At 72.1% G+C, this 19,199-nt stretch carries 16 protein-coding genes; 9 read left to right on the top strand and 7 right to left on the bottom strand.

Translation table 11 applies throughout. The features are described 5' to 3' along the window. The first annotated feature begins 532 nt into the window (after positions 1-532). Both FJQ56_RS09075 and FJQ56_RS09070 read left to right on the top strand, forming a co-directional pair. Positions 533-1,057, top strand: a complete 525-nt coding sequence (locus tag FJQ56_RS09075; RefSeq protein ID WP_140009786.1) for a SigE family RNA polymerase sigma factor — start codon at positions 533-535, stop codon at positions 1,055-1,057. Beyond that, on the top strand, positions 1,054-2,091 hold the full coding sequence (locus FJQ56_RS09070; RefSeq protein ID WP_140009097.1) for a hypothetical protein: 1,038 nt from the start codon (positions 1,054-1,056) through the stop codon (positions 2,089-2,091). Before FJQ56_RS09075 ends, FJQ56_RS09070 begins: the two co-directional genes overlap by 4 nt. Positions 2,092-2,536: 445 nt before the next feature. Here FJQ56_RS09070 and FJQ56_RS22900 read toward each other — a convergent pair whose 3' ends face one another. Beyond that, positions 2,537-2,671, bottom strand: coding sequence for a hypothetical protein (locus FJQ56_RS22900; protein WP_281284665.1), 135 nt, complete (start codon positions 2,669-2,671; stop codon positions 2,537-2,539). Positions 2,672-2,783: 112 nt separating this feature from the next. Between FJQ56_RS22900 and FJQ56_RS09065 the strand changes: the two genes are divergently transcribed. The 3 genes from FJQ56_RS09065 to FJQ56_RS09055 all read left to right on the top strand — a co-directional run bounded on the left by FJQ56_RS09065 (position 2,784) and on the right by FJQ56_RS09055 (position 8,826). Then, the gene (locus FJQ56_RS09065) at positions 2,784-4,619 is read left to right on the top strand and encodes a phosphoenolpyruvate carboxykinase (GTP) (protein ID WP_140009095.1); all 1,836 of its coding nucleotides are present in this window, start codon (positions 2,784-2,786) and stop codon (positions 4,617-4,619) included. 145 nt (positions 4,620-4,764) lie between these two features. Next, on the top strand, positions 4,765-7,836 hold the full coding sequence (locus FJQ56_RS09060) for a S8 family serine peptidase (protein WP_170215325.1): 3,072 nt from the start codon (positions 4,765-4,767) through the stop codon (positions 7,834-7,836). 105 nt (positions 7,837-7,941) lie between these two features. Further along, positions 7,942-8,826, top strand: coding sequence for an aldo/keto reductase (locus FJQ56_RS09055; RefSeq protein ID WP_140009091.1), 885 nt, complete (start codon positions 7,942-7,944; stop codon positions 8,824-8,826). Between the two features lie 15 nt (positions 8,827-8,841). Here FJQ56_RS09055 and FJQ56_RS09050 read toward each other — a convergent pair whose 3' ends face one another. Continuing rightward, positions 8,842-9,192 carry an MmcQ/YjbR family DNA-binding protein gene (locus tag FJQ56_RS09050; RefSeq protein ID WP_140009089.1) on the bottom strand — a complete coding sequence of 117 codons (351 nt, stop codon included), beginning with the start codon at positions 9,190-9,192 and terminating at the stop codon, positions 8,842-8,844. 66 nt (positions 9,193-9,258) lie between these two features. Between FJQ56_RS09050 and FJQ56_RS09045 the strand changes: the two genes are divergently transcribed. Genes FJQ56_RS09045 through FJQ56_RS09035 form a run of 3 tightly spaced genes read left to right on the top strand, consistent with a single transcriptional unit; the run spans position 9,259 to position 12,232 of the window. Next, entirely contained in the window at positions 9,259-10,074 is an 816-nt protein-coding gene (locus FJQ56_RS09045) for an HAD-IIA family hydrolase (protein ID WP_140009087.1), read from the top strand. Then, positions 10,071-11,231, top strand: coding sequence for a cysteine desulfurase-like protein (locus tag FJQ56_RS09040; RefSeq protein WP_140009086.1), 1,161 nt, complete (start codon positions 10,071-10,073; stop codon positions 11,229-11,231). Before FJQ56_RS09045 ends, FJQ56_RS09040 begins: the two co-directional genes overlap by 4 nt. Beyond that, on the top strand, positions 11,216-12,232 hold the full coding sequence (locus FJQ56_RS09035) for an alcohol dehydrogenase catalytic domain-containing protein (protein ID WP_140009084.1): 1,017 nt from the start codon (positions 11,216-11,218) through the stop codon (positions 12,230-12,232). Before FJQ56_RS09040 ends, FJQ56_RS09035 begins: the two co-directional genes overlap by 16 nt. An 83-nt stretch (positions 12,233-12,315) precedes the next feature. On the opposite strand, the gene egtD is transcribed toward FJQ56_RS09035, so the two are convergent. Genes egtD through FJQ56_RS09020 form a run of 3 tightly spaced genes read right to left on the bottom strand, consistent with a single transcriptional unit; the run spans position 12,316 to position 15,888 of the window. Then, positions 12,316-13,296, bottom strand: a complete 981-nt coding sequence (gene egtD, locus FJQ56_RS09030) for an L-histidine N(alpha)-methyltransferase (RefSeq protein WP_140009082.1) — start codon at positions 13,294-13,296, stop codon at positions 12,316-12,318. Next, positions 13,293-14,639: an ergothioneine biosynthesis protein EgtB gene (gene egtB / locus FJQ56_RS09025; RefSeq protein ID WP_140009080.1), complete on the bottom strand. Its 1,347-nt coding sequence runs from the start codon at positions 14,637-14,639 to the stop codon at positions 13,293-13,295. Before egtB ends, egtD begins: the two co-directional genes overlap by 4 nt. Positions 14,640-14,691: 52 nt before the next feature. Further along, complete coding sequence (locus FJQ56_RS09020; RefSeq protein WP_140009078.1) at positions 14,692-15,888, bottom strand: alanine racemase; 1,197 nt, start codon at positions 15,886-15,888, stop codon at positions 14,692-14,694. Between FJQ56_RS09020 and FJQ56_RS09015 the strand changes: the two genes are divergently transcribed. Further along, positions 15,887-17,197, top strand: a complete 1,311-nt coding sequence (locus FJQ56_RS09015; protein ID WP_140009076.1) for a D-arabinono-1,4-lactone oxidase — start codon at positions 15,887-15,889, stop codon at positions 17,195-17,197. The genes FJQ56_RS09020 and FJQ56_RS09015 overlap by 2 nt on opposite strands. A 14-nt stretch (positions 17,198-17,211) precedes the next feature. On the opposite strand, the gene FJQ56_RS09010 is transcribed toward FJQ56_RS09015, so the two are convergent. Next, complete coding sequence (locus FJQ56_RS09010; protein ID WP_140009075.1) at positions 17,212-18,339, bottom strand: PP2C family protein-serine/threonine phosphatase; 1,128 nt, start codon at positions 18,337-18,339, stop codon at positions 17,212-17,214. After that, complete coding sequence (locus FJQ56_RS09005; RefSeq protein ID WP_211350806.1) at positions 18,336-19,133, bottom strand: alpha/beta fold hydrolase; 798 nt, start codon at positions 19,131-19,133, stop codon at positions 18,336-18,338. Before FJQ56_RS09005 ends, FJQ56_RS09010 begins: the two co-directional genes overlap by 4 nt. Positions 19,134-19,199 lie beyond the last annotated feature (66 nt).

Genomic DNA, 19,199 nt, shown 5'->3' with positions numbered 1-19,199 from the left:
GTCTGGTGAACCCCCGCCGGCAGGGGCACGTGATTGACGCCGTTTAGCGGGTTTTGCTGCGCACGACGATCGGGTGGTGCATGCTTCCCCGGTCATTCTCGGGAACAAGTTCATATGGAGCACCCATGCGCACGCCCTCACGTGAGCTCGCCAGGAGCACGCCGACCGGTCGCGCCCCCTGCTGCGAGCAGTCACCGCCTCCTGCTGGGTCGTTGCCCTGGCCATAGTCGGGCCCGCGGTCCGGCGTGTGTGGTGCCGGCGGCCTGATGGGCCGTTCGGGTGCAGGTGTGGTGCCTGCGAGCGAGGTACGTGCGTGTGCCGCGGCCTGCTGAGCGGCCAGCGCCGCGGGGGTCATCTTCCCGACGCCCGCGCCCGCGCCCGGGGTGGGGCCGGGTGCCGTCGGACCCGGCACGCGACAGTGCAGCCGGCGTGCGTGTTCGGTGACGTTTGGGCTGCGGAAGATCCGTTAGTTCGTCGTGACAACCTTCCTTCGGTCCTGCGTCCTTTACCTAGGTGAAGGGACGTGAACACGATGAGCGGAGTAGCAGTGTCGAACGAGGTGACGCCGACGGCGAGCACGGATTCGTTCGATGATTTCGTGGCCGCGCGGGGCGCGACGCTGTGGCGCTCGGCATGGCTGCTGACGAGTGACAGGCATTTAGCCGAAGACTTGGTACAGGTCGCGCTGGCGAAGTCGTACAGGCACTTCGATCGAGTCGGAACCGACGGCTTCGAGCCCTACGTCCGCCGCATCATGTTCACCACCTACCTTGCCTGGTGGCGCCGACGGTGGACCGGCGAGATCCCCACTGAGGACCTCCCAGATCAACAGTTCGTTGAGTCAGACCTCGGCGCTCGACGCGACGTTGTCGCGGCGCTCGCGGCCCTTCCGAAGGGTCAACGCGCAGTGATCGTCCTGCGCTACATCGAGGACCTCACCGAGCGACAAACCGCAGACGTCCTGGGGTGCAGTGTCGGCACCATCAAGAGCCAGGCATCAAGAGCGTTGGCAGCCCTTCGAATCTCACCGAGCCTGCGAGAGGACGAGCAGCGATGAACCGCGACGAGACCTGGCTGGCCGACAATCTGCGAGCAGCCGCCCCCTCTCCGCCTCCGGCAAGCGACCTGCTGAAGGGCATCGCCGCGGAGCGTCGAGCCTCTCGTCGCCGACGTTCAGCCGCCGGGGTCGTGGCCGTTGTGGCAGCGATCGTCGCCATCGCCGTCGTCGTCCCCTCGTTGCAACGGAGTCTCGACGGGGACACCGACGGCCTCCCGCCGTCAACCACCGACACGAAGAGGCCGGCCCCCGGTGACGCCACCGGCTGCCAGCTCCAGGCCGACCCGAACAACAGCACACCCGTCGGGCAATGGCCATGGAACGTACCGAACCACCCCGTGGAGGCGAGACTGTGTGCCATCGACGACGGCGAGACCATTCTTCAAGCCCCAGCTGATCCGTTGCGTGTCGGCATCGAGGACCTCGTGTCCACCCTGAAACCTCCACGGGTGCCTCCGACCCGCGGGAACGAGACCGTGTGTGCCGGAACAGGTGGGCTGCCGTTCGCGATCGAGTTCGGCTACGCCGATGGCTCAACCCACACGATCTATGCCAACACCGCGACTGGGTCCGATGGGTGCGGGCCGAGCGGACGCCCGGCATACGAGGCCTTTGAACGTTTGCTGAGGGCCCAACGCAACTCGATGACGCCGCCCTACCCGGACGCAACGTCGACATGCCCTTTACCGGTCACCTACAGCGCTGACTCGATGCTCGGACGATTCGATGACGCCGTTTCCTTGACGGTCTGCGTCACCGATCGAGACGCCCGCACCTGGTCGCAGGAGGTCGAAGTACCTGCCGCCGACCTGGAGATCCTCAAAGCTGATGCCAGGTCAGACACTCAAACACCGAGCAGCTTCGGACAATGCGCCGATGACCGAACATCGATCCTCCTGCGCGGCGTCACTGCATGGGGCGACACCGTCAGCCAATGGTCCCTGTCATGCCGATCCTTCTACAACGCGTGGTCACCCAGCGCCCAAGGCATGGCCCTCCTCGACCGGCTCATCGGAGCCAACACCGCACGCTGACCTCAACCCGCGATCACAACCCCCTTCAGAGCCCGCTCGGCGGCATGGTCGGGCGGAGCCCGCAGTGCGGCATGGTGGAACTTATGTACGCCAACTAGCCCGGGCCCCTGCCGGGGCAGGCCATGCCGCCTGTCCCGGCGGTGACTCCGAAACGAATCTGCGGGGTGTGACAACCGATCCAGGTTCCCAGGCACGCATCCGAGTTCTTCCTGATGGCCCCCAAAGGAGACGATTCCTGCCCGGCCGTTGGATGCGTCGCTGCTGCCCCCGATGTCGTGCCCACCGCCGCCGGGCACGCTGCTGGTAGCGCCGGCGGGGATCACTCCTCCGGTTACGCGCTTGGTCACTGTTCCGCGGGCCGGGATCGTCGCGGGTGTCGCGGGTGTCGCGGGTGTCGAACAGGGGAGCGAAACCGTTGGACTGCGCCCGCGGCTGCCCGAGTCCGTCACCCGAAGGACGGGGAGAGGATTGCATTCCGCTCGACGGGTTGCCGCATCGTGACGGAGCCCGACGGCTCCGTGACGGCGTACGCCCCGTCGCTCTTGCGGTCGGCGAACGCGAGGACGTCGGGGGCGGTCACGGGGGCGATCGTAGGGGCCGAGATCCTTTGATCGATCCAAGTCAGGCCGGCGTCGGAGGCCGTCTGACGGTGGGTAGCGTGACCGCCACATTCCTCCGAAAGGCGTTGCGCGATGGTCGATGTGGATCGGGTCCTGGACGAGGCGGGGCTGAAGAACCCCCACGTCCGCGAGTACGTCACCTACTGGGCCGGCATCACCGAGCCCGACCGCGTCGAGGTGGTCAACGCCTCCGACGACGCGCGGCTGGTGGCCGAGGCGCTGGAGGCCGGCGAGCTGTTCCCCGCCGGCGAGGGGCGCTACTACTCGCGCTCCTACTTCAAGGACACCGCGCGCTCCGAGGAGCGCACGATCGTCGCGACCAGCAAGCCCGACGACAGGGGCGTCTACAACAACTGGCGCGACGCCGAGGAGATGACCGCAGGCCAGCTCGAGCGGATGCGCGGGCAGAGCAAGGGCAAGACGATGTACGTCGTCCCCTACCTGATGGCGCCTCCCGGCTCGCCCCTCGAGCAGTACGCCGCCGGCGTCGAGCTCACCGACAACCGCCCGGTCGTGCTCCACATGATCCGGATGGCGCGGGTCGGCACCCACCACCTCGACGACCTCGCCGATCCCGCGACCTTCGTGCGCGCCGTCCACGTGACCGGCGACCTGGAGAACCTCGGCCAGGGCACGCCCGACGACCAGCGCTACTTCGTCACGGTCGCCGACCAGCGCACGATCCTGCACTTCGGGTCGTCGTACGGCGGCAACGCGCTCCTGGGCAAGATCGCCCACGGTCTGCGCCAGGCCTGCTACGACGGCCGTGCGTCGGGGGTCTTCCTGGCCGAGCAGTTCATGCTGCTCGGCATCACCGACAAGCAGACCGGACAGAAGTGGCACGTCTGCGGCGGCTTCCCGAGCGCCTCGGGCAAGACCAACCTGGCGATGACGCTGGCGCCCGACGCGATGGGCGACCGCTACCACGTCGACTTCTACGGCGACGACATCGCGTGGCTCTGGGTCAACCAGGACGACGGCCGTGTCTACGGCATGAACCCCGAGTTCGGCGTGTTCGGCGTCGCCAAGGACACCAACGAGCTGACCAACCCGACGGCGCTCGACTCGATCGCCGAGGGCAGCGGCGCGATCTTCACCAACGTCGCCTACAACCCCGACACCCACGAGGTCTGGTGGGAGGGCAGGACGCCCGAGCCGCCGGTCGACGTCACCGGGTGGGAGGACTGGAAGGGCGACCGGATCGCCGAGCGCGACGAGGGCGACCTGAGCCCGTGGGCCCACCCCAACAGCCGGTTCACCACGACGCTGGCTAACGTGCCCAACGTGGCCGACGACTTCGAGGCCCCGGCCGGGGTCCCGATCGACGCGATCATCTTCGGCGGTCGCACCCGCGACCGTGAGCCGCTGGTGCGCGCGATCACCGACCTGGCCGAGGGCGTCTACGACGGCCTGACCCTGGGTGCCGAGGCGACGTTCGCCGCCGACGGTCTCGACGGACAGCTGCGCTACGACCCGATGTCGATGCGGCCGTTCCTGGCCTACGGCGAGGGCGACTACGCCGCCCACTGGCTCGAGATCATCGGCGCGGCCACCGACCCGCCGATCTTCGCCCACGTCAACTGGTTCCAGAAGGACCCCGACGACGGCCACTTCCTGTGGCCCGGCTACCGCGAGAACCTCCGTCCGCTGCTGTGGCTGGTGCGCCACAAGGACGGCGAGGTCGCCGGCCGCGAGACCCCGGTCGGCACCATCCCGACGCTCGAGGAGCTCGACCTGACCGGGCTCGACATCCCGACGGAGGACCTCGACCGGATCCTCGGGCTCGACCTGGACCGGTGGCGACAGGAGATGGGGTTCCGCGAGGAGCACCTGCAGCAGTTCGACCGGCTGCCCGAGGCGATCTGGAACGCCCACCGACGCGTGGCGCAGGCGCTCGACGAGGCCTGAACATCCTCCGGCCGCAGGGCCACGGAAGGGTGAATGTGATTCCTTGCACAACGATCCCCCACAAATGCGCCCGCAGGGTCCAGGATGCTTCCAGCGCCATCGCGGCGCAGCCGGCCGCGGCCGGCAGCAGCAGCAGGGAGAAGCCTTGTTCTCGAACCCCTCAGCCGGCCGACGGAGGCGTACCCGCCTCCTCGGCCTGGTCACGGCCAGCCTGGCCGTCGCACTGACCGGCGCCATCGTGGCGCCGAGCCCCACCCTCGCGGCCCCGTCCGTCAAGGCCGACCGGCAGACGCCCACCGGCACCCTCGCCACGCGTGACGCCGGCCGCTACGTCGTCGTGCTCAAGGCCGCCCCCGCGGCTTCGTACGACGGCAGCGACAGCCGCTTCGCCGCCACCCGCGCCAGCGGTGGCCAGGGCTTCCGCGCCGACTCGCCCGCCGCGCGCGCCTACACGAGCCACCTGCGTCGTACGCAGGACGCGCTCGCCAAGTCCGTGGGCGCCAAGGCCTACAGCAACTACACGGTCGCGCTCAACGGGTTCGCCGCCGAGCTGACCAGCGCCCAGGCCACCCGGCTGTCCACCGACAAGTCGGTGCTGCTGCTCGCCAAGGACGCGCTGCGCAAGAAGGACACCTGGCAGACCCCGGCGTTCCTCGGCCTCGACGGCTCCGGAGGTGCCTGGAAGGCCCACGGCAGCCGCACCGACGCCGGTCAGGGCATCGTGGTCGGTGACATCGACTCGGGTGTCTGGCCCGCCAGCGGCTCGTTCCGCGGCGCCAAGCTGAGCAGCACGCCCGTCGGACCCACCGACGCCACGATCGACTCCGAGGGCAACACCCGCTCCGAGAAGGCCGACGGCGGCGTCTTCACGGGCAAGTGCGAGACCGGCGAGAAGTTCGTCGTCGGCAACTGCAACGCCAAGGTCATCAGCGCGCGCTACTACCCCGACGCCTACCTCGCGGGCACGACCCCCGCGGACCGCCCGACGTCTGAGTACATCTCGCCGCGCGACGGGTCGGGCCACGGCTCGCACACCGCCAGCACCGCCTCCGGTGTCGTCACCGGCTCGAGCGCCAAGCCGGTCACGGTCGAGGGCCGCGCCTTCGGCACCGTCTCGGGCATGGCGCCCGGCTCGCAGCTGGCGATCTACAAGGTCTGCTTCGAGAACGTCGACCCCGACAAGAGCGGCTGCGCCAACTCGGCCATCCTCTCGGCCATCGACGACGCGGTCGTCGACAACGTCGACGTCATCAACTTCTCGATCTCCGGGGCCACCGACACCGTCGTCGACCCGGTCGAGATCGCGTTCGAGGGTGCGGCCGAGGCCGGCATCTTCGTCTCCGCCTCCGCCGGCAACAGCGGCCCGACCGCGTCGACCGTCGCCCACAACAGCCCGTGGCTGACCACCGTCGCCGCCGGCACGCACGTCAACTTCGAGAACACCGTCGTCCTGGCCGACGGCACCAAGCTCGTCGGTGCCTCGATCAACGGCACCCGGGTCCCGCGCACGCCGATCGTCACCGCCGAGGCCAGCGTCGTCGCCGATGGCGACGCCGCCGACGCCAAGCTCTGCGGCCCGGACACGCTCGACCCCGCCAAGGTCGCCGACAAGATCGTGGTCTGCTACCGCGGCACCTACGACCGGGTCGCCAAGAGCGCCGAGGTCAAGCGCGCCGGCGGCGCTGCGATGATCCTGGTCAACCCGACGCCCAACAGCCTCGACGCCGACTTCCACGCGGTGCCGACGGTCCACATCTCCGACGCCGACGGCGCCAAGCTCGAGGCCTACCTCGCCACGGCCACGGCTCCGGCGGGCCGCTTCGGGATCACCAACGAGTCGGGCAAGACCACGCCCCTGCCCCAGGTCGCCGGGTTCTCCTCGCGTGGACCGGCCCTGGCCAACGACGGCGACCTGCTCAAGCCCGACATCACCGCCCCCGGAGCCAGCGTGCTGGCCGCGGTCGCGCCGCCGTCCAACCAGGGCCGCGACTACGACCTCTACTCCGGTACGTCGATGTCCGCTCCGCACATCACCGGGCTCGCCGCCTTCATCCTGGGTGAGCACCCGACCTGGAGCCCGATGGAGATCAAGTCGGCCATGATGACGACCGCCACGCGGATGCTCGGTTCCACCGGCTCGATCACCAACAACGTCTTCGCGGTCGGCGCCGGCCAGGTGTCGCCCAAGCGGTTCTTCGACCCGGGCCTCTTCGTCACCGAGACCGGCCGCAACTGGCGCGGGTTCATCACCGGCCAGGGCCTCGACACCGGCGTGCCGGCCGTCGCCGCCAACGAGCTCAACATCCCGTCGTTCGCCGACAGCAGCGTCCCGGGTGCGGTCACCCTGAAGCGGTCGTTCCGGGCCACCCGCGCCGGCACCTGGACGCCGTCCTTCGCGGTCAAGGGCTTCACCGTCACCGCCTCACCCGCCAAGGTCGTCGCCAAGCGCAAGAACGACATCGTCGACGTGAAGTTCACCTTCACCCGCACCACGGCCCGGCTCGACGCCTACGCCCAGGGCTCGATCACCCTGGCCGGACCGACCTCGGTCCGGATGCCCGTCGCCCTGAAGCCGGTGGCCCTCGCGGCCCCGTCGAAGGTCACCGGCACCGGCTCCGACGGTTCGGTGGACGTGCCGGTCACGGCCGGCTCGAACGGTTCCGTCGACCTGGCGGCCACCGGCCTGGTCGCACCCAGCGATGACAGCTACTCGTCCGCCGTCGCGGTCAACGACTACGAGCTCGCCTGCTTCCAGGTCAACCCGTCCACCAAGCAGGCCGTCTTCGACCTCGACGCCGACGACGACAGCGCCGACCTCGACCTGCACGTCTACTCGGCGACCGCCTGCTCGACCGCCGCGATCACGGGAGAGGCCGGCACCTCGGCGACTGGCTCGGCCGACGAGCGCGTGGTCATCAGCAACCCCGACACCGCGTTCTACATCACCGAGGTCGACGGCTTCGCCGCCGGCACCGACGGGACCAACCCGATCTCGTACTCGCTGGACTTCTACGACATCGGTGGTGGTCCCGCGGTCGGCGGCTTCACCGTGGCTCCCGACCCGCTTCCGACCACCCAGGGTGAGGAGACGTCGTACGAGGCGTCGTGGACCGGTCTCGCGCCGGGTCACTACCTCGGCCTGGTCGAGTACTCCGGTACCTCGGCGACCACGACGGTCGAGGTCGACGTGCCCGAGGAGCCGTTGCGCAGCAACTGATCCATCCCGCACCAACGCACCAACCGAACGGCACCCGGGTCCTCCCGGGTGCCGTTCGGCACGTCCGGGCAGACCAGGCTTGGAGCCGACGGCTAGACCGGAGGCATGCAGACACGACACCTCGGCAACCCGACCGTCGGCCGCCACGAGGTCGGCGCCGTCGGCCTCGGCCTGATGACCTTCGACCAGACCGGCACCCAGCCGCGCGAGCAGCTGCTCGACACGGTGCGGGCGGCGCTCGACGCGGGCGTCACGCTGTTCGACACCGCCGACGCCTACGGCCCCGGCGACGAGCTCGACATCGACGCCCAGGGCGCCAACGAGCGCCTCGTCGCCGGGATCCTCGACGAGCTCGGTGTCCGCGACCGGGTGCTGCTGGCCACCAAGGGCGGCCACGTCCGCACCGAGGGCGGCGGCTGGGGCCTCGACAGCTCCGCGGACCACCTGCGCGCCGCGGTCGACGCCAGCCTCGAGCGGCTCGGGGTCGAGCAGCTCGCGCTGTGGCAGCACCACCGACCCGACCCGGCGGTGCCCTACGACGAGGTGCTCGGCACCATGAAGGAGATCCACGAGTCCGGGAAGGTCGCGATGCTGGGGCTGTCCAACGCCGACCCCGACCAGATCCGGCTGGCCCACTCCGTCCTCGGCGAGGCGCTGGTGAGCGTGCAGAACCAGTACAGCCCGGCGTTCCGCTCCAGCGAGCCCGAGATCGACGTCTGCGAGGAGCTCGGCCTGGCGTTCCTGCCGTGGAGCCCGCTCGGGGGCCTCGGCGACGCCAAGGACCTGGCCGACAAGCACCCGGCCTTCGCGGAGGTGGCCTCGGCCCGCGGCGTCAGCCCGCAGCAGGTCGCGATCGCGTGGGAGCTCGCCCGCTCACCGGTCGTCATCCCGATCCCGGGGGCGAAGCGGCCCTCGTCGATCGTCGACTCCGCCGCCGCGGCCGGCCTCGAGCTCACTGCTGACGAGATCTCGGCGCTCGACGCGAGCTGAGCCGGTCGCCGCGGGTCAGGTCGGGAGCTCGTCGTCGCGCTCGGCGACCAGCGCGGCCGGTGCGGTGAGACGCCACGCCTCGAAGACCAGCTCGGCGAGCTCGTCGCGCTCCACCCCCTCGAGGTGGACCACGACCCACCCGAACGCGCCCGCCGTGAACTGCACCTCGAACACCTCGGGCCGCTCCGCGACCAGCGCCAGCTGCTCGGCCAGGGTCTGCTTGAGCCCGACCGTGCGGGTCGGCTCCCAGAGGTAGCCGAAGGTGTGGCCGGCGACCGCGAGCTTGGTGTAGCGGCCGTGCTCGGTCCGCGCGACCTGCGGCAGCTGGTCCACCAGGTCGACGAGGTCGGCGATCCGGGTCGGCACGCGCCCATCCTGTCAGCGCGGCCCTCCTGTCGGCGCGCCCAGCCAGCGGTGGACGACACTGGGGGCATGTCCTCCCTGCTGACCGGTCGACCGGTCGAGACCTGGCTGACCGACATGGACGGCGTGCTGGTCCACGAGGAGGTGCCGATCCCCGGGGCCACCGACTTCATCCAGGCGTTGAAGTCGTCCGGGCGGCGGTTCCTCGTGCTGACCAACAACTCGATCTTCACCCCCCGCGACCTGCGGGCCCGGCTGCTCGGGAGCGGGATCGACGTGCCCGAGGACGCCATCTGGACCTCGGCCCTGGCCACCGCGCAGTTCCTCGTCGACCAGCGCCCGCAGGGGACGGCGTACGTCGTCGGGGAGGCCGGGCTGACCACGGCGCTGCACGACGTCGGCTACGTGTTGACCGACCGCGACCCCGACTACGTGGTGCTGGGGGAGACCCGGACCTACTCGTTCGAGGCCATCACCCGGGCGATCCGGCTGGTCGCGGCCGGGGCCCGGTTCATCGCGACCAACCCCGATCCCAGCGGCCCGAGCCAGCAGGGCCTGCTGCCCGCGACCGGGTCGGTCGCGGCGCTGATCAGCACGGCGACCGGGCGGACGCCGTACTTCATCGGCAAGCCCAACCCGCTGATGATGCGCAGTGCCCTCAACCGCATCGACGGGCACTCCGAGTCGACCGTGATGGTCGGCGACCGGATGGACACCGACATCATCAGCGGCCTCGAGGCGGGGCTGCGCACCGTGCTCGTCACGACCGGGTCGACGAGGCCCGAGCAGATCGAGACGTTCCCCTACCGGCCGACCGAGGTGGTCGACTCGATCGCCGACCTGGTCGCGCTGGTGTCCGGCACCGACGCGGGAGCCGGCTCGTGACGTACGACGTGGCGCGGGTGCGCGCGTCCTTCCCGTCGCTGGCCTCGGGGCTGGCGCGCTTCGACGGCCCCGGCGGGTCGCTGGTGCCGGTCGAGGTGGCGCAGGCGGTCGCTGCGGCGATGACCGCCGGCATGTGCCAGCGCGGCACGCTGACCGAGCCCGAGCGGCTGACCGAGGCGACCACGGTCGGTGCGCGCGCCGCCATGGGCGGCTTCGTCGGCGCCGACCCGGGCGGCGTGGTGTTCGGGCGGTCGATGACCGCCCTGGCGTTCGACCTCGCGCGGGTGCTGGGGGCCACCTGGGGACCGGGCGACGAGGTCGTCGTGACCCGGCTCGACCACGACGCCGACGTGCGGCCGTGGGTGCTGGCGGCCGAGGCGGCCGGCGCGACCGTGCGGTGGCTGGGCTTCGACCCCGACACGACCGAGCTCGACGACGTGGCGACGGTGCTGTCGCCACGCACGCGGTTCGTCGCGGTCACCGGCGCGTCCAACCTGTTCGGCACGAGGCCTGCGGTGCGGGCGATCGCCGACGCCGCCCACGAGGTGGGTGCGCTCGTGCACGTCGACGCGGTGCACCTGGCCGCCCACGCGCCCGTGTCGCTCACCGACCTGGGCGCCGACCTCCTCACCTGCTCGCCCTACAAGTTCTTCGGCCCGCACCTCGGGGTGCTCGCGGCGGCGCCGGCGCTGCTCGAGACCCTGCACCCCGGCAAGCTGCTCCCGTCGAGCGACGCCGTACCCGAGCGGTTCGAGCTCGGCACGCTCCCCTACGAGCAGCTGGCGGGCGTCACCGCCGCCGTGGCGTTCATCGACGACGTCGGCGGGATGACGGCGATCGAGGCCTACGAGTCCGCGCTCCTCGATCGGCTGCTCACCGGACTCGCGGGCCTCGACCGCGTGCGGGTGCACGGCTCGCCTGCTCGTCGTACGCCGACGGTGCTGCTGCACGTGGCCGGCCTGGCCGGCGACGACGTACGGGTCGCGCTGGCCGAGCGGGACGTGCTCGCACCGGCCGGCAGCTTCTACGCGATCGAGGCCTCGCGGCACGCCGGGCTGGGCGACGCGGGCGGGGTCCGGGTCGGGCTGTCGCCGTACTCCACCGAGGACGAGGTCGACCGTCTCCTCGAGGCGCTGGCGGCATGCGCGCGCTCCTGATGGAGCGGTTCGGGGGCCCGCTGACCGTGCGCGAGGTACCCGACCCGACCCCCGCACCCGACGGCGTCGTCGTCGCCGTGGGCGCGAGCGGCGTGTGCCGCAGCGACTGGCACGCGTGGTCGGGCCACGACAGCGACGTCGTGCTGCCGCACGTGCCCGGCCACGAGCTGGCCGGCACGGTCGCCGCCGTCGGCGACCGCGTACGCCGCTGGTCGGTCGGCGACCGGGTGACGGTGCCCTTCGTCTGCGCCTGCGGGGTGTGTGCGCCGTGCCGCGAGGGCCAGCACCAGGTGTGCCTCCACCAGACCCAGCCCGGCTTCACCCACTGGGGCTCGTTCGCCGAGCTCGTCGCGCTCGACGCCGCCGACGTCAACCTGGTGGCCCTGCCCGACTCGCTGTCCTTCACCACGGCCGCGGCACTGGGCTGCCGCTTCGCCACGGCGTTCCGAGCCGTCACCGGCGTCGGGCGGGTGGCTGCGGGGGAGTGGGTCGCCGTCATCGGGTGCGGCGGCGTGGGGCTCTCGGCCGTGCAGGTCGCGGTCGCCGTCGGGGCCCGGGTGGTCGCCGTCGACCCGTCGCCCGGCGCGCGTGGGCTGGCGACCGCGATGGGCGCGGAGCACGTGCTGGCCGACCCGGCGGCCGTGGTCGAAGTGACCGGCGGCGGTGCCCACGTCGGCCTCGACTGCCTCGGCTCGCCCGACACCTGCGTGGCCTCGATCCGCTCGCTGCGCCCGCGCGGCCGGCACGTGCAGGTGGGCCTGCTGCCCCCCGAGCTCGGGCGTCCCGAGGTGCCGATGGACCTCGTCGTCGCCCGCGAGCTCGCGGTGCTCGGCAGCCACGGCATGGCCGCCCACGACTACCCCGCCATGCTGTCGCTGATCGGCGCCGGCCGGCTGCGCCCCCAGGACCTGGTCACCCGCGAGCTGACCCTCGACGAGGCCGGCGCGGCGCTGGTCGAGGTCGGGCGCGCCCCTGGCGTCGCCGTGGTCACCTCGTTCTGACGGACGGGCCGGGATAGTCCCTGACGTAAATCAAGGTTCTGGCGCCGAGAACCTTGATTTACGTCAGGGACTATCCCCGCTGCCTAGCGCAGCCGGGCCAGCGTCAGGCCGAAGTCGCCTGCAGGGTCGGTGAACAGCTCGACCGTCTCGAAGCCGGCCGCGTCGAGCTCGGCGCGGATGCCGGTGGGGCGGAACTTGGTGGAGATCTCGACCTGGATCTCCTCCCCGGCCGCGAGGTCGAGGGTGAGGTCGGCGCCGGGGATGGTCACGTGCTGGGGCGAGTCGGCGCGCAGGCGCAGGTCCATCCGCTCGAGGTGGCCGTCCCAGAAGGGGACGTAGGAGTAGGCGCCGGGGTCGAAGTCGGCACCGAGCTGGCGGTTGAGGACCGCCAGGCTGTTGCGCACGAAGGCCTCGGTGACGCCGCCGGGGTCGTGGTAGGCCGCGACCAGGCGGTCGACGGGCTTGACCAGGTCGGTGCCGAGCAGCAGCCAGTCGCCCGGCTCGAGGGTGTCGGCGAGCGCGCCGAGGAACGCCGCGCGCTCCTCGACGTAGAGGTTGCCGATGGTGCCGCCGAGGAAGGCGACCAGCCGGGTCTGGCCGGGCTGGTTGAGCGGCAGGTGGCCCAGGTGGAGGGTGAAGTCGCCGACGACCGCCTCGACCGCGAGGCCGGGGTAGCGGTCGGCGAGCATCGCCGCCGCGTCGCGCAGCGTCTGCTCGGACACGTCGACCGGCACGAACCGCTGCAGCCGCCCGGCGGAGGCGAACGCGTCGAGCAGGGTGCGGGTCTTGTCGCTGGTGCCGGAGCCGAGCTCGACGACCGTCGTGGCGTCGCTGGCGGCGACGATGTCGGCGGCGTGGTCGAGCAGGATGCGCCGCTCGGCCTCGGTGGGGTAGTAGCCCGGCAGCCGGGTGATCTCGTCGAAGAGCCGGGAGCCCTCGTCGTCGTAGAGCCACTTGGGCGGCAGCCGCAGCGGGTGTGTGCCGAGGCCGCGGCGTACGTCGTCGACCAGCGAGCCCGACGCCCAGTCGCTGTCGACCAGGACCGACACCTTGAGCGCGCTCATCGCCGGCCCCCCAGCCGGGGTGCGCCGCCGTCGGCCAGCCGTACCCCGGAGACCGCCCAGCGGGCGGAGTGCGGGAAGAAGTTGCGGTAGGTCGTACGGGCGTGGCCGGGCGAGGTCAGCGCGCAGCCGCCGCGCAGGACCATCTGGTTGGACATGAACTTGCCGTTGTATTCACCGATGGCGCCGGCGGGGGCGTGGAAGCCGGGGTAGGGGTGGTAGGCCGAGGAGGTCCACTCCCAGCACTCGCCGTGGACCTGGCGCAGCCCGCCGGTGGCCGGCCCGGCCGCACGCGGGTGGAGCGCCGGGGTCTCGACAGGCTCGACCACCGAGGCCCCGGTCGAGCTTGTCGAGACCGTGGTCTCCACGGCGTGCTCCCACTCGCCCTCGGAGGGCAGCCGCTTGCCGGCCCAGGTCGCGAACGCCTCGGCCTCGTAGAAGCTGACGTGGCACACGGGTGCCCCGAGGTCGAGCGGCCAGGTGCCGTGGAGGGTGTGCTCGAGCCAGGTGCCGTCGCGCTCGGTCCAGTAGAGCGGGGAGTCCCAGCCCTCGCCGTTGACGCGCGCCCAGCCGTCGGACAGCCACAGCTCGTGGCGGCGGTAGCCGCCGTCGGCGACGAACTCGAGCCACTCGCCGTTGGTGACGAGCCGGTCGGCCAGCCGGTAGGGCTCGAGCCACTGGCGGTGGCGGGGGAGCTCGTTGTCGAAGCAGAACCCCTGCGGGCCCTGGGTGACCGCGTCGTGGCCGATCTCGACCAGGCCGCCCTCGACCTCGACCCAGCCGAGCTCGTCGGGGGTGCTGGGCGCCGGTGGGGCGCCGGCGTAGACCGGCTGGAGCGGGTTGCGCGAGAGCACGTGCTTGATGTCCATGAGGAGCAGCTCCTGGTGCTGCTGCTCGTGGTGGAAGCCGAGCTCGATCGTGGGGCCGAGCTTGTCGAGGGTGCCGCCGTCGAGGCTGGCGAGGAGGTCGCGGACCCGGTCGTCGACGTTGGCGCGGTAGTCGCCGACCTCGTGGACCCCGGGCCGGGTGATCAGGCCGCGGTCGGCCCGGGAGAACCTCGGACCGAGCGTCTCGTAGTAGCTGTTGAACAAGAACCAGTACTGGTCCTGGAAGGGCGCGAAGCCGGCCTCGTGGTCGGCCAGCAGGAAGGTCTCGAAGAACCACGTCACGTGGGCGCGGTGCCACTTGGTCGGGGACACATCGGGCATCGACTGCACCGTCTGGTCCTCGGGGGACAGCGGCGCGGCGAGCGTCTCGGTGTGGGCGCGGACCTCGTCGTAGCGCCGCACCAGCGAGTCGGGGTCCCAATCGGTCGGCCAGTCGGCCGGAGTCTGGATGACAGTCATGCCCCCACTGAACACGACGGCACCGACAAGGGCGACCTCCCTAGGGGTCAGGTCACAGGAACGTCATGCCCTCGCCGCGGTACGTCGGCACGACCGACTCCACCTCGGACCCGGCCACGAGGTGGAGGGCCGGGACCCGTTCGGCCAGCTCGCCGGCCTTGGCGTGCCGGAACCAGACCCGGTCGCCGAGGGCCAGCGCGTCGGCCGCGTCGCCGCGCAGCGGGGTCTGCACCTCGCCCGCGCCCTCGGCGCCGAGCAGCCGCAGGCCCGCCGGGTACGTCGGCGTCGGCAGCCGGTCCGGCCCGGCGGGACCCGAGGCGACCCAGCCGCCGCCCGCCACCGTCACCAGCCCCGGGCCCGGGCGCCGCGTCACCGCCAGGGCGAAGAGCGCGGCGGGGGCCGGGGTGAACGAGTCGTAGCCGTCGAAGAGCGCGGGGGCGAGCAGGCCCGACCCGGCCGCGACCTCGGTCACCGAGCGGTCGGCGACGGTCGTCTCGATCGAGCCGGTGCCGCCGCCGTTGACGAACTCGAGGTCGGCGACCTCGCGGACCGCCGCCACCACCGCCCCGCGCCGCTCGGTCAGCTCGGCCACCGACGCCCGCTTGAGGCGTCGTACGACGAGGCCGCGAGCGTGCGCGGCGAGCCCACCGGCCGGGTGGTCCTGGAGGCCGGCCACCTGGCCCTCGTAGGCCATCACGCCGACCAGCCGGAAGACCGGGTCGGCCGCCACGGCGCGTGCGAGCGCCACGGCCTCGTCGACCGAGTGCACCGGCGAGCGGCGCGGGCCCAGGTGGACGCGGTCGCCGGCCAGGCGCAGGGAGGCGTCGAGGTCGAGGCAGATCCGGACCGGCTGCTCGACGACGTCGATCGTGGCGCGTACCAGGTCGAGGGACTCGACGGAGTCGACCATGAGGGTCACCCGCTCGAGCAGCACCGGGTCGGCGGCCAGCTCGCGCAGCGCCTCGCGCTCGGCGGTGGGGTAGCCGATCACGACGTCCTCGACCTCGTCGGCCAGCCACAGCGCCTCGGCCAGGGTGAAGGCGAGCACGCCGGCGTACCCGTCCACGGCCAGGACGCGCCGCAGCAGCTCGCGGCAGCGCACCGACTTGCTGGCCACCCGGATCGGGGTGCCGCCCGCCCGGCGCACGAGATCGGCGGCGTTGGCGTCGAAGGCGTCGAGGTCGACGACGGCGACGGGTGCGTCGAGGTGCTGCGTGGCGCGCTCGAGACGGGCATGCTGGGTGACCATGTCGACGAGTCAAGCCTGGACCAACTGGGCAGGCAACCAGCGGGTCGAGGGCATCGAGGTCCTGACCCCCCGCACCACTGCCGAGATCGCCCCCTTCCTGGCCTCCTGCGCCGCGGCGGGCCGCCGGGTCCGCCCGATCGGCAGCGGCCACTCCTTCACCGCGATCGGGCGTCCCGACGACGTCCAGCTGCGCCTGGACCGGCTCGACCGGGTGCTGCACGCCGACGCCGGCACCGGGCTGGTGACCGTCGAGGCCGGCATCAGGCTGGGTGCGCTCAACCGGGCCCTCGACGCGCTCGGCCTGGCGATGACCAACCTCGGCGACATCGACGCCCAGTCGATCTCGGGCGCGATCTCGACCGGCACCCACGGCACCGGCGCGCGCTTCGGCGGCATCGCCACCCAGGTCCGCGCCCTCGAGCTGGCGCTGCCCGACGGCACGACGCTGACGTGCTCGCCGTCCGAGAACCCCGACGTGTACGCCGCCGCGCGGGTCGGGCTCGGCGCGCTCGGCGTGATCACCACGGTGACCCTGCAGACCGAGCCGGCGTTCGGGATCCGGGCCCGCGAGGCCGGCGGCGCCCTCGACGAGGTGCTCGACCGCTTCGACGACGACGTGGCGGGCACCGACCACGTCGAGTTCTACTGGTTCCCGCACACCCGCAAGGTGCTCACCAAGCACAACACACGGGTGCCGCTCGACGACCTCGAGCCGCTGTCACGGCGCCGGGCCTGGTGGGACGACGACTTCCTGTCCAACACCGTCTTCGGCGGGGTCGTGGGCGCCGGGCGCCGGGTGCCGGCACTGGTGCGGCCGCTGGCCCGGGTGTCGGCGTCCGCGCTGGGCGACCGCGAGTTCAGCGACCGCTCCCACCGCGTCTTCACCTCGCCGCGCCGGGTCCGCTTCGAGGAGATGGAGTACGCCGTCCCGCGCGAGCACGGTCTCGACGTGCTCCGCGAGCTGGTCGGCGCCGTCGAGCGCAGCCGCTGGCGGATCGCCGTGCCCGTCGAGGTGCGGGTCGCGGCGGCCGACGACATCGCCGTCTCGACGGCCGAGGGGCGCGACTCGCTCTACGTCGCGGTGCACACGGCGGTGGGGAGCCCGGACCGGGAGGCCTACTTCGCGACCCTGGAGGCCATCGCCGGCGACGTCGGCGGCCGCCCGCACTGGGGCAAGCTGCACGGCCTCGGCGCGGCCGACCTGCGCGAGCGCTACCCGCGCTTCGGCGAGCTCCTCGCGCTGCGCGACCGGCTCGACCCGCAGCGGGTGCTCGGCAACGACCACCTCGCGCACGTGCTCGGGGCGTGACTGTTCGGGCGTGACTAGCAGGGGGCCGGCCGCAGGGTGAGGACGGCGATGTCGTCGCTGGGCACGCCGCCCTGGTAGTCGACCACGGCGTCGGCCACCGCCTGGCTGACCGACGCCGGCTGCGCGGACGCGGTGCGCAGGAGCTCGCGCAGGGCCCGGTCGCCGAAGAGCTCGCGTCCGCGCCGGGCCTCGGTCACGCCGTCGGTGTAGAGGGTGACGAGCTCGTCGGCCCCCAGCCGGTGCGTGAAGGTCGTGTAGTGGGGGTGGTCGAGGATCCCGATGAGGGAACCGGGGGTGCCGACCTCGCTGACCCGGCCGTCGGCGGTGACCAGGAGGGGCAGCGGGTGCCCGCCGGAGGCGCCCTCGACGACCCAGCCGTCCGACGACTCGGTCAGGCGCAGCAGGACCACGGTGCAGAACTTGTCGGTGTCGTGGGCCCGCAGGGCCCGGTCGAGGGCGTGCAGCAGCTCGGCCGGGTCGGCGAGCTGCATGGCGAGGTCGCGCACGGTGTGCCGGATGAAGGAGGTCACGGCGGCCGCCCGGACGCCCTTGCCGAGGACGTCGCCCAGCACCACGGTCCACACCGACGGGGCGACGTTGAAGACGTCGTAGAAGTCGCCGCCCACCTCGTCGCCGGCCCCCGCCGGGCGGTAGGCGGCCGAGATCTCCAGCCGCGGGATGCGCGGCGGGACGGGCGGGATCAGGGTCTGCTGCAGGGTGCGCGCGAGCTCGACCGCCGCCTGGCGCGCGGCCTCGGCCGCCCGCGTCGACCGCAGCAGGTCGGTCTCGTAGCGCCGGCGCTCGCTGGCGCCGAACATGACGACGCGGACGCCCGTGGCGTCCCGGTTGGCGTTGACCAGGACCGGCACCCGCTCGCCCTCGGCGGTGACCACGTCGAGCGCCACCTCGTCGACGCGGCCGTTGAGGTAGAGCATCGGCATCAGGTGGGTGTCGAAGTAGATCCGCCCCGCGACGCTGAGCAGGCGCGGGAGGGTGCAGGTCAGGACCTCGTCGAGCGGGCGGCGTACGAGCGAGGAGAAGGCCTGGTTGGCCCGCACGATGTGTCCGTCGGCGCGGTCGAGGACGACGTAGGCGGCCGGTGCGTGGTCGAAGAGGTCGTCATCCTCGGGAGCCCCGGTCACGACGGCAGGAACGCGTCGATGGCGGCGATGGTCTCGGCGGGGGCGCTGAGGTGGGCGCAGTGCCCGCTGGTCTCGATGACCTGCATCGTCGCGCCGGGGATCGCGTCGCGGACGAACTCTCCGGCGGGGAGCGGGGCGATGGAGTCGTGGCGGTTCTGCAGCACGAGCGTGGGCACGGTGACCTCGACGAGGTCGGTCCGGTTGTCGCCCAGGAAGGTGACCGCGGCGAACCGGCGGGCGATGTCGGGCCGGGTGCGGCAGAAGCTCGCGTCCAGCTCGGACCGCTCGGCGTCCAGCTCGGTGCCGGGCATCAGCATGGTGGCCAGCGGCTGCTGCCAGCCGAGGTTGTTGCTGTCCATCAGGTCGAGGAGCTCGGCGATGTCGGCCCTGCTGTACCCGCCGACGTAGCCGTCGTCGTCGATGTAGCGGGCCGAGGGCCCGACCAGCACCAGGCGCGAGAACCGACCGGGGTCGGCCAGGTGCGCGAGCACGCCGATCATGCCGGCCACCGAGTGCCCCACGAACACGACGTCCTCGAGCCGGAGCTCGCGGCAGATCTCGACGACGTCCTCGGCGTAGCGCCCCAGGGTCGAGTACTCCTCGGCGTCGTACTGGGACAGGTCGGAGCCACCGGACCCGGCGAGGTCGAAGCGGACCACCCGGTAGCGGTCCTCGAACGCCGGCGCGACGAACCGCCACATGGCCTGGTCGCAACCGAAGCCGTGCGCGAAGAGGACGGGGGTGGCACCGGCCGGGCCGGTGACCGACACGCGATGCCGTTCCAGGACGGACACACCCAGGACCTTAGGCTCGATCGGCGGTACGGCGCGGAGAGGGCATGGCGCCATGGTGTGCCATCC

This window comes from Nocardioides plantarum (assembly GCF_006346395.1).
GTDB classification, from domain to species: domain Bacteria; phylum Actinomycetota; class Actinomycetes; order Propionibacteriales; family Nocardioidaceae; genus Nocardioides; species Nocardioides plantarum.
This window is presented reverse-complemented; position numbering and strand designations above follow the sequence as displayed.

Coding starts and splice junctions, on each gene's coding strand:
- FJQ56_RS09075 (WP_140009786.1), top strand. CDS start 533: ATGAGCGGAGTAGCAGTGTCGAACGAGGTGACGCCGACGGCGAGCACG.
- FJQ56_RS09070 (WP_140009097.1), top strand. CDS start 1,054: ATGAACCGCGACGAGACCTGGCTGGCCGACAATCTGCGAGCAGCCGCC.
- FJQ56_RS09065 (WP_140009095.1), top strand. CDS start 2,784: ATGGTCGATGTGGATCGGGTCCTGGACGAGGCGGGGCTGAAGAACCCC.
- FJQ56_RS09055 (WP_140009091.1), top strand. CDS start 7,942: ATGCAGACACGACACCTCGGCAACCCGACCGTCGGCCGCCACGAGGTC.
- FJQ56_RS09045 (WP_140009087.1), top strand. CDS start 9,259: ATGTCCTCCCTGCTGACCGGTCGACCGGTCGAGACCTGGCTGACCGAC.
- FJQ56_RS09035 (WP_140009084.1), top strand. CDS start 11,216: ATGCGCGCGCTCCTGATGGAGCGGTTCGGGGGCCCGCTGACCGTGCGC.
- egtD (WP_140009082.1), bottom strand. CDS start 13,296: ATGAGCGCGCTCAAGGTGTCGGTCCTGGTCGACAGCGACTGGGCGTCG.
- egtB (WP_140009080.1), bottom strand. CDS start 14,639: ATGACTGTCATCCAGACTCCGGCCGACTGGCCGACCGATTGGGACCCC.
- FJQ56_RS09015 (WP_140009076.1), top strand. CDS start 15,887: ATGTCGACGAGTCAAGCCTGGACCAACTGGGCAGGCAACCAGCGGGTC.
- FJQ56_RS09020 (WP_140009078.1), bottom strand. CDS start 15,888: ATGGTCACCCAGCATGCCCGTCTCGAGCGCGCCACGCAGCACCTCGAC.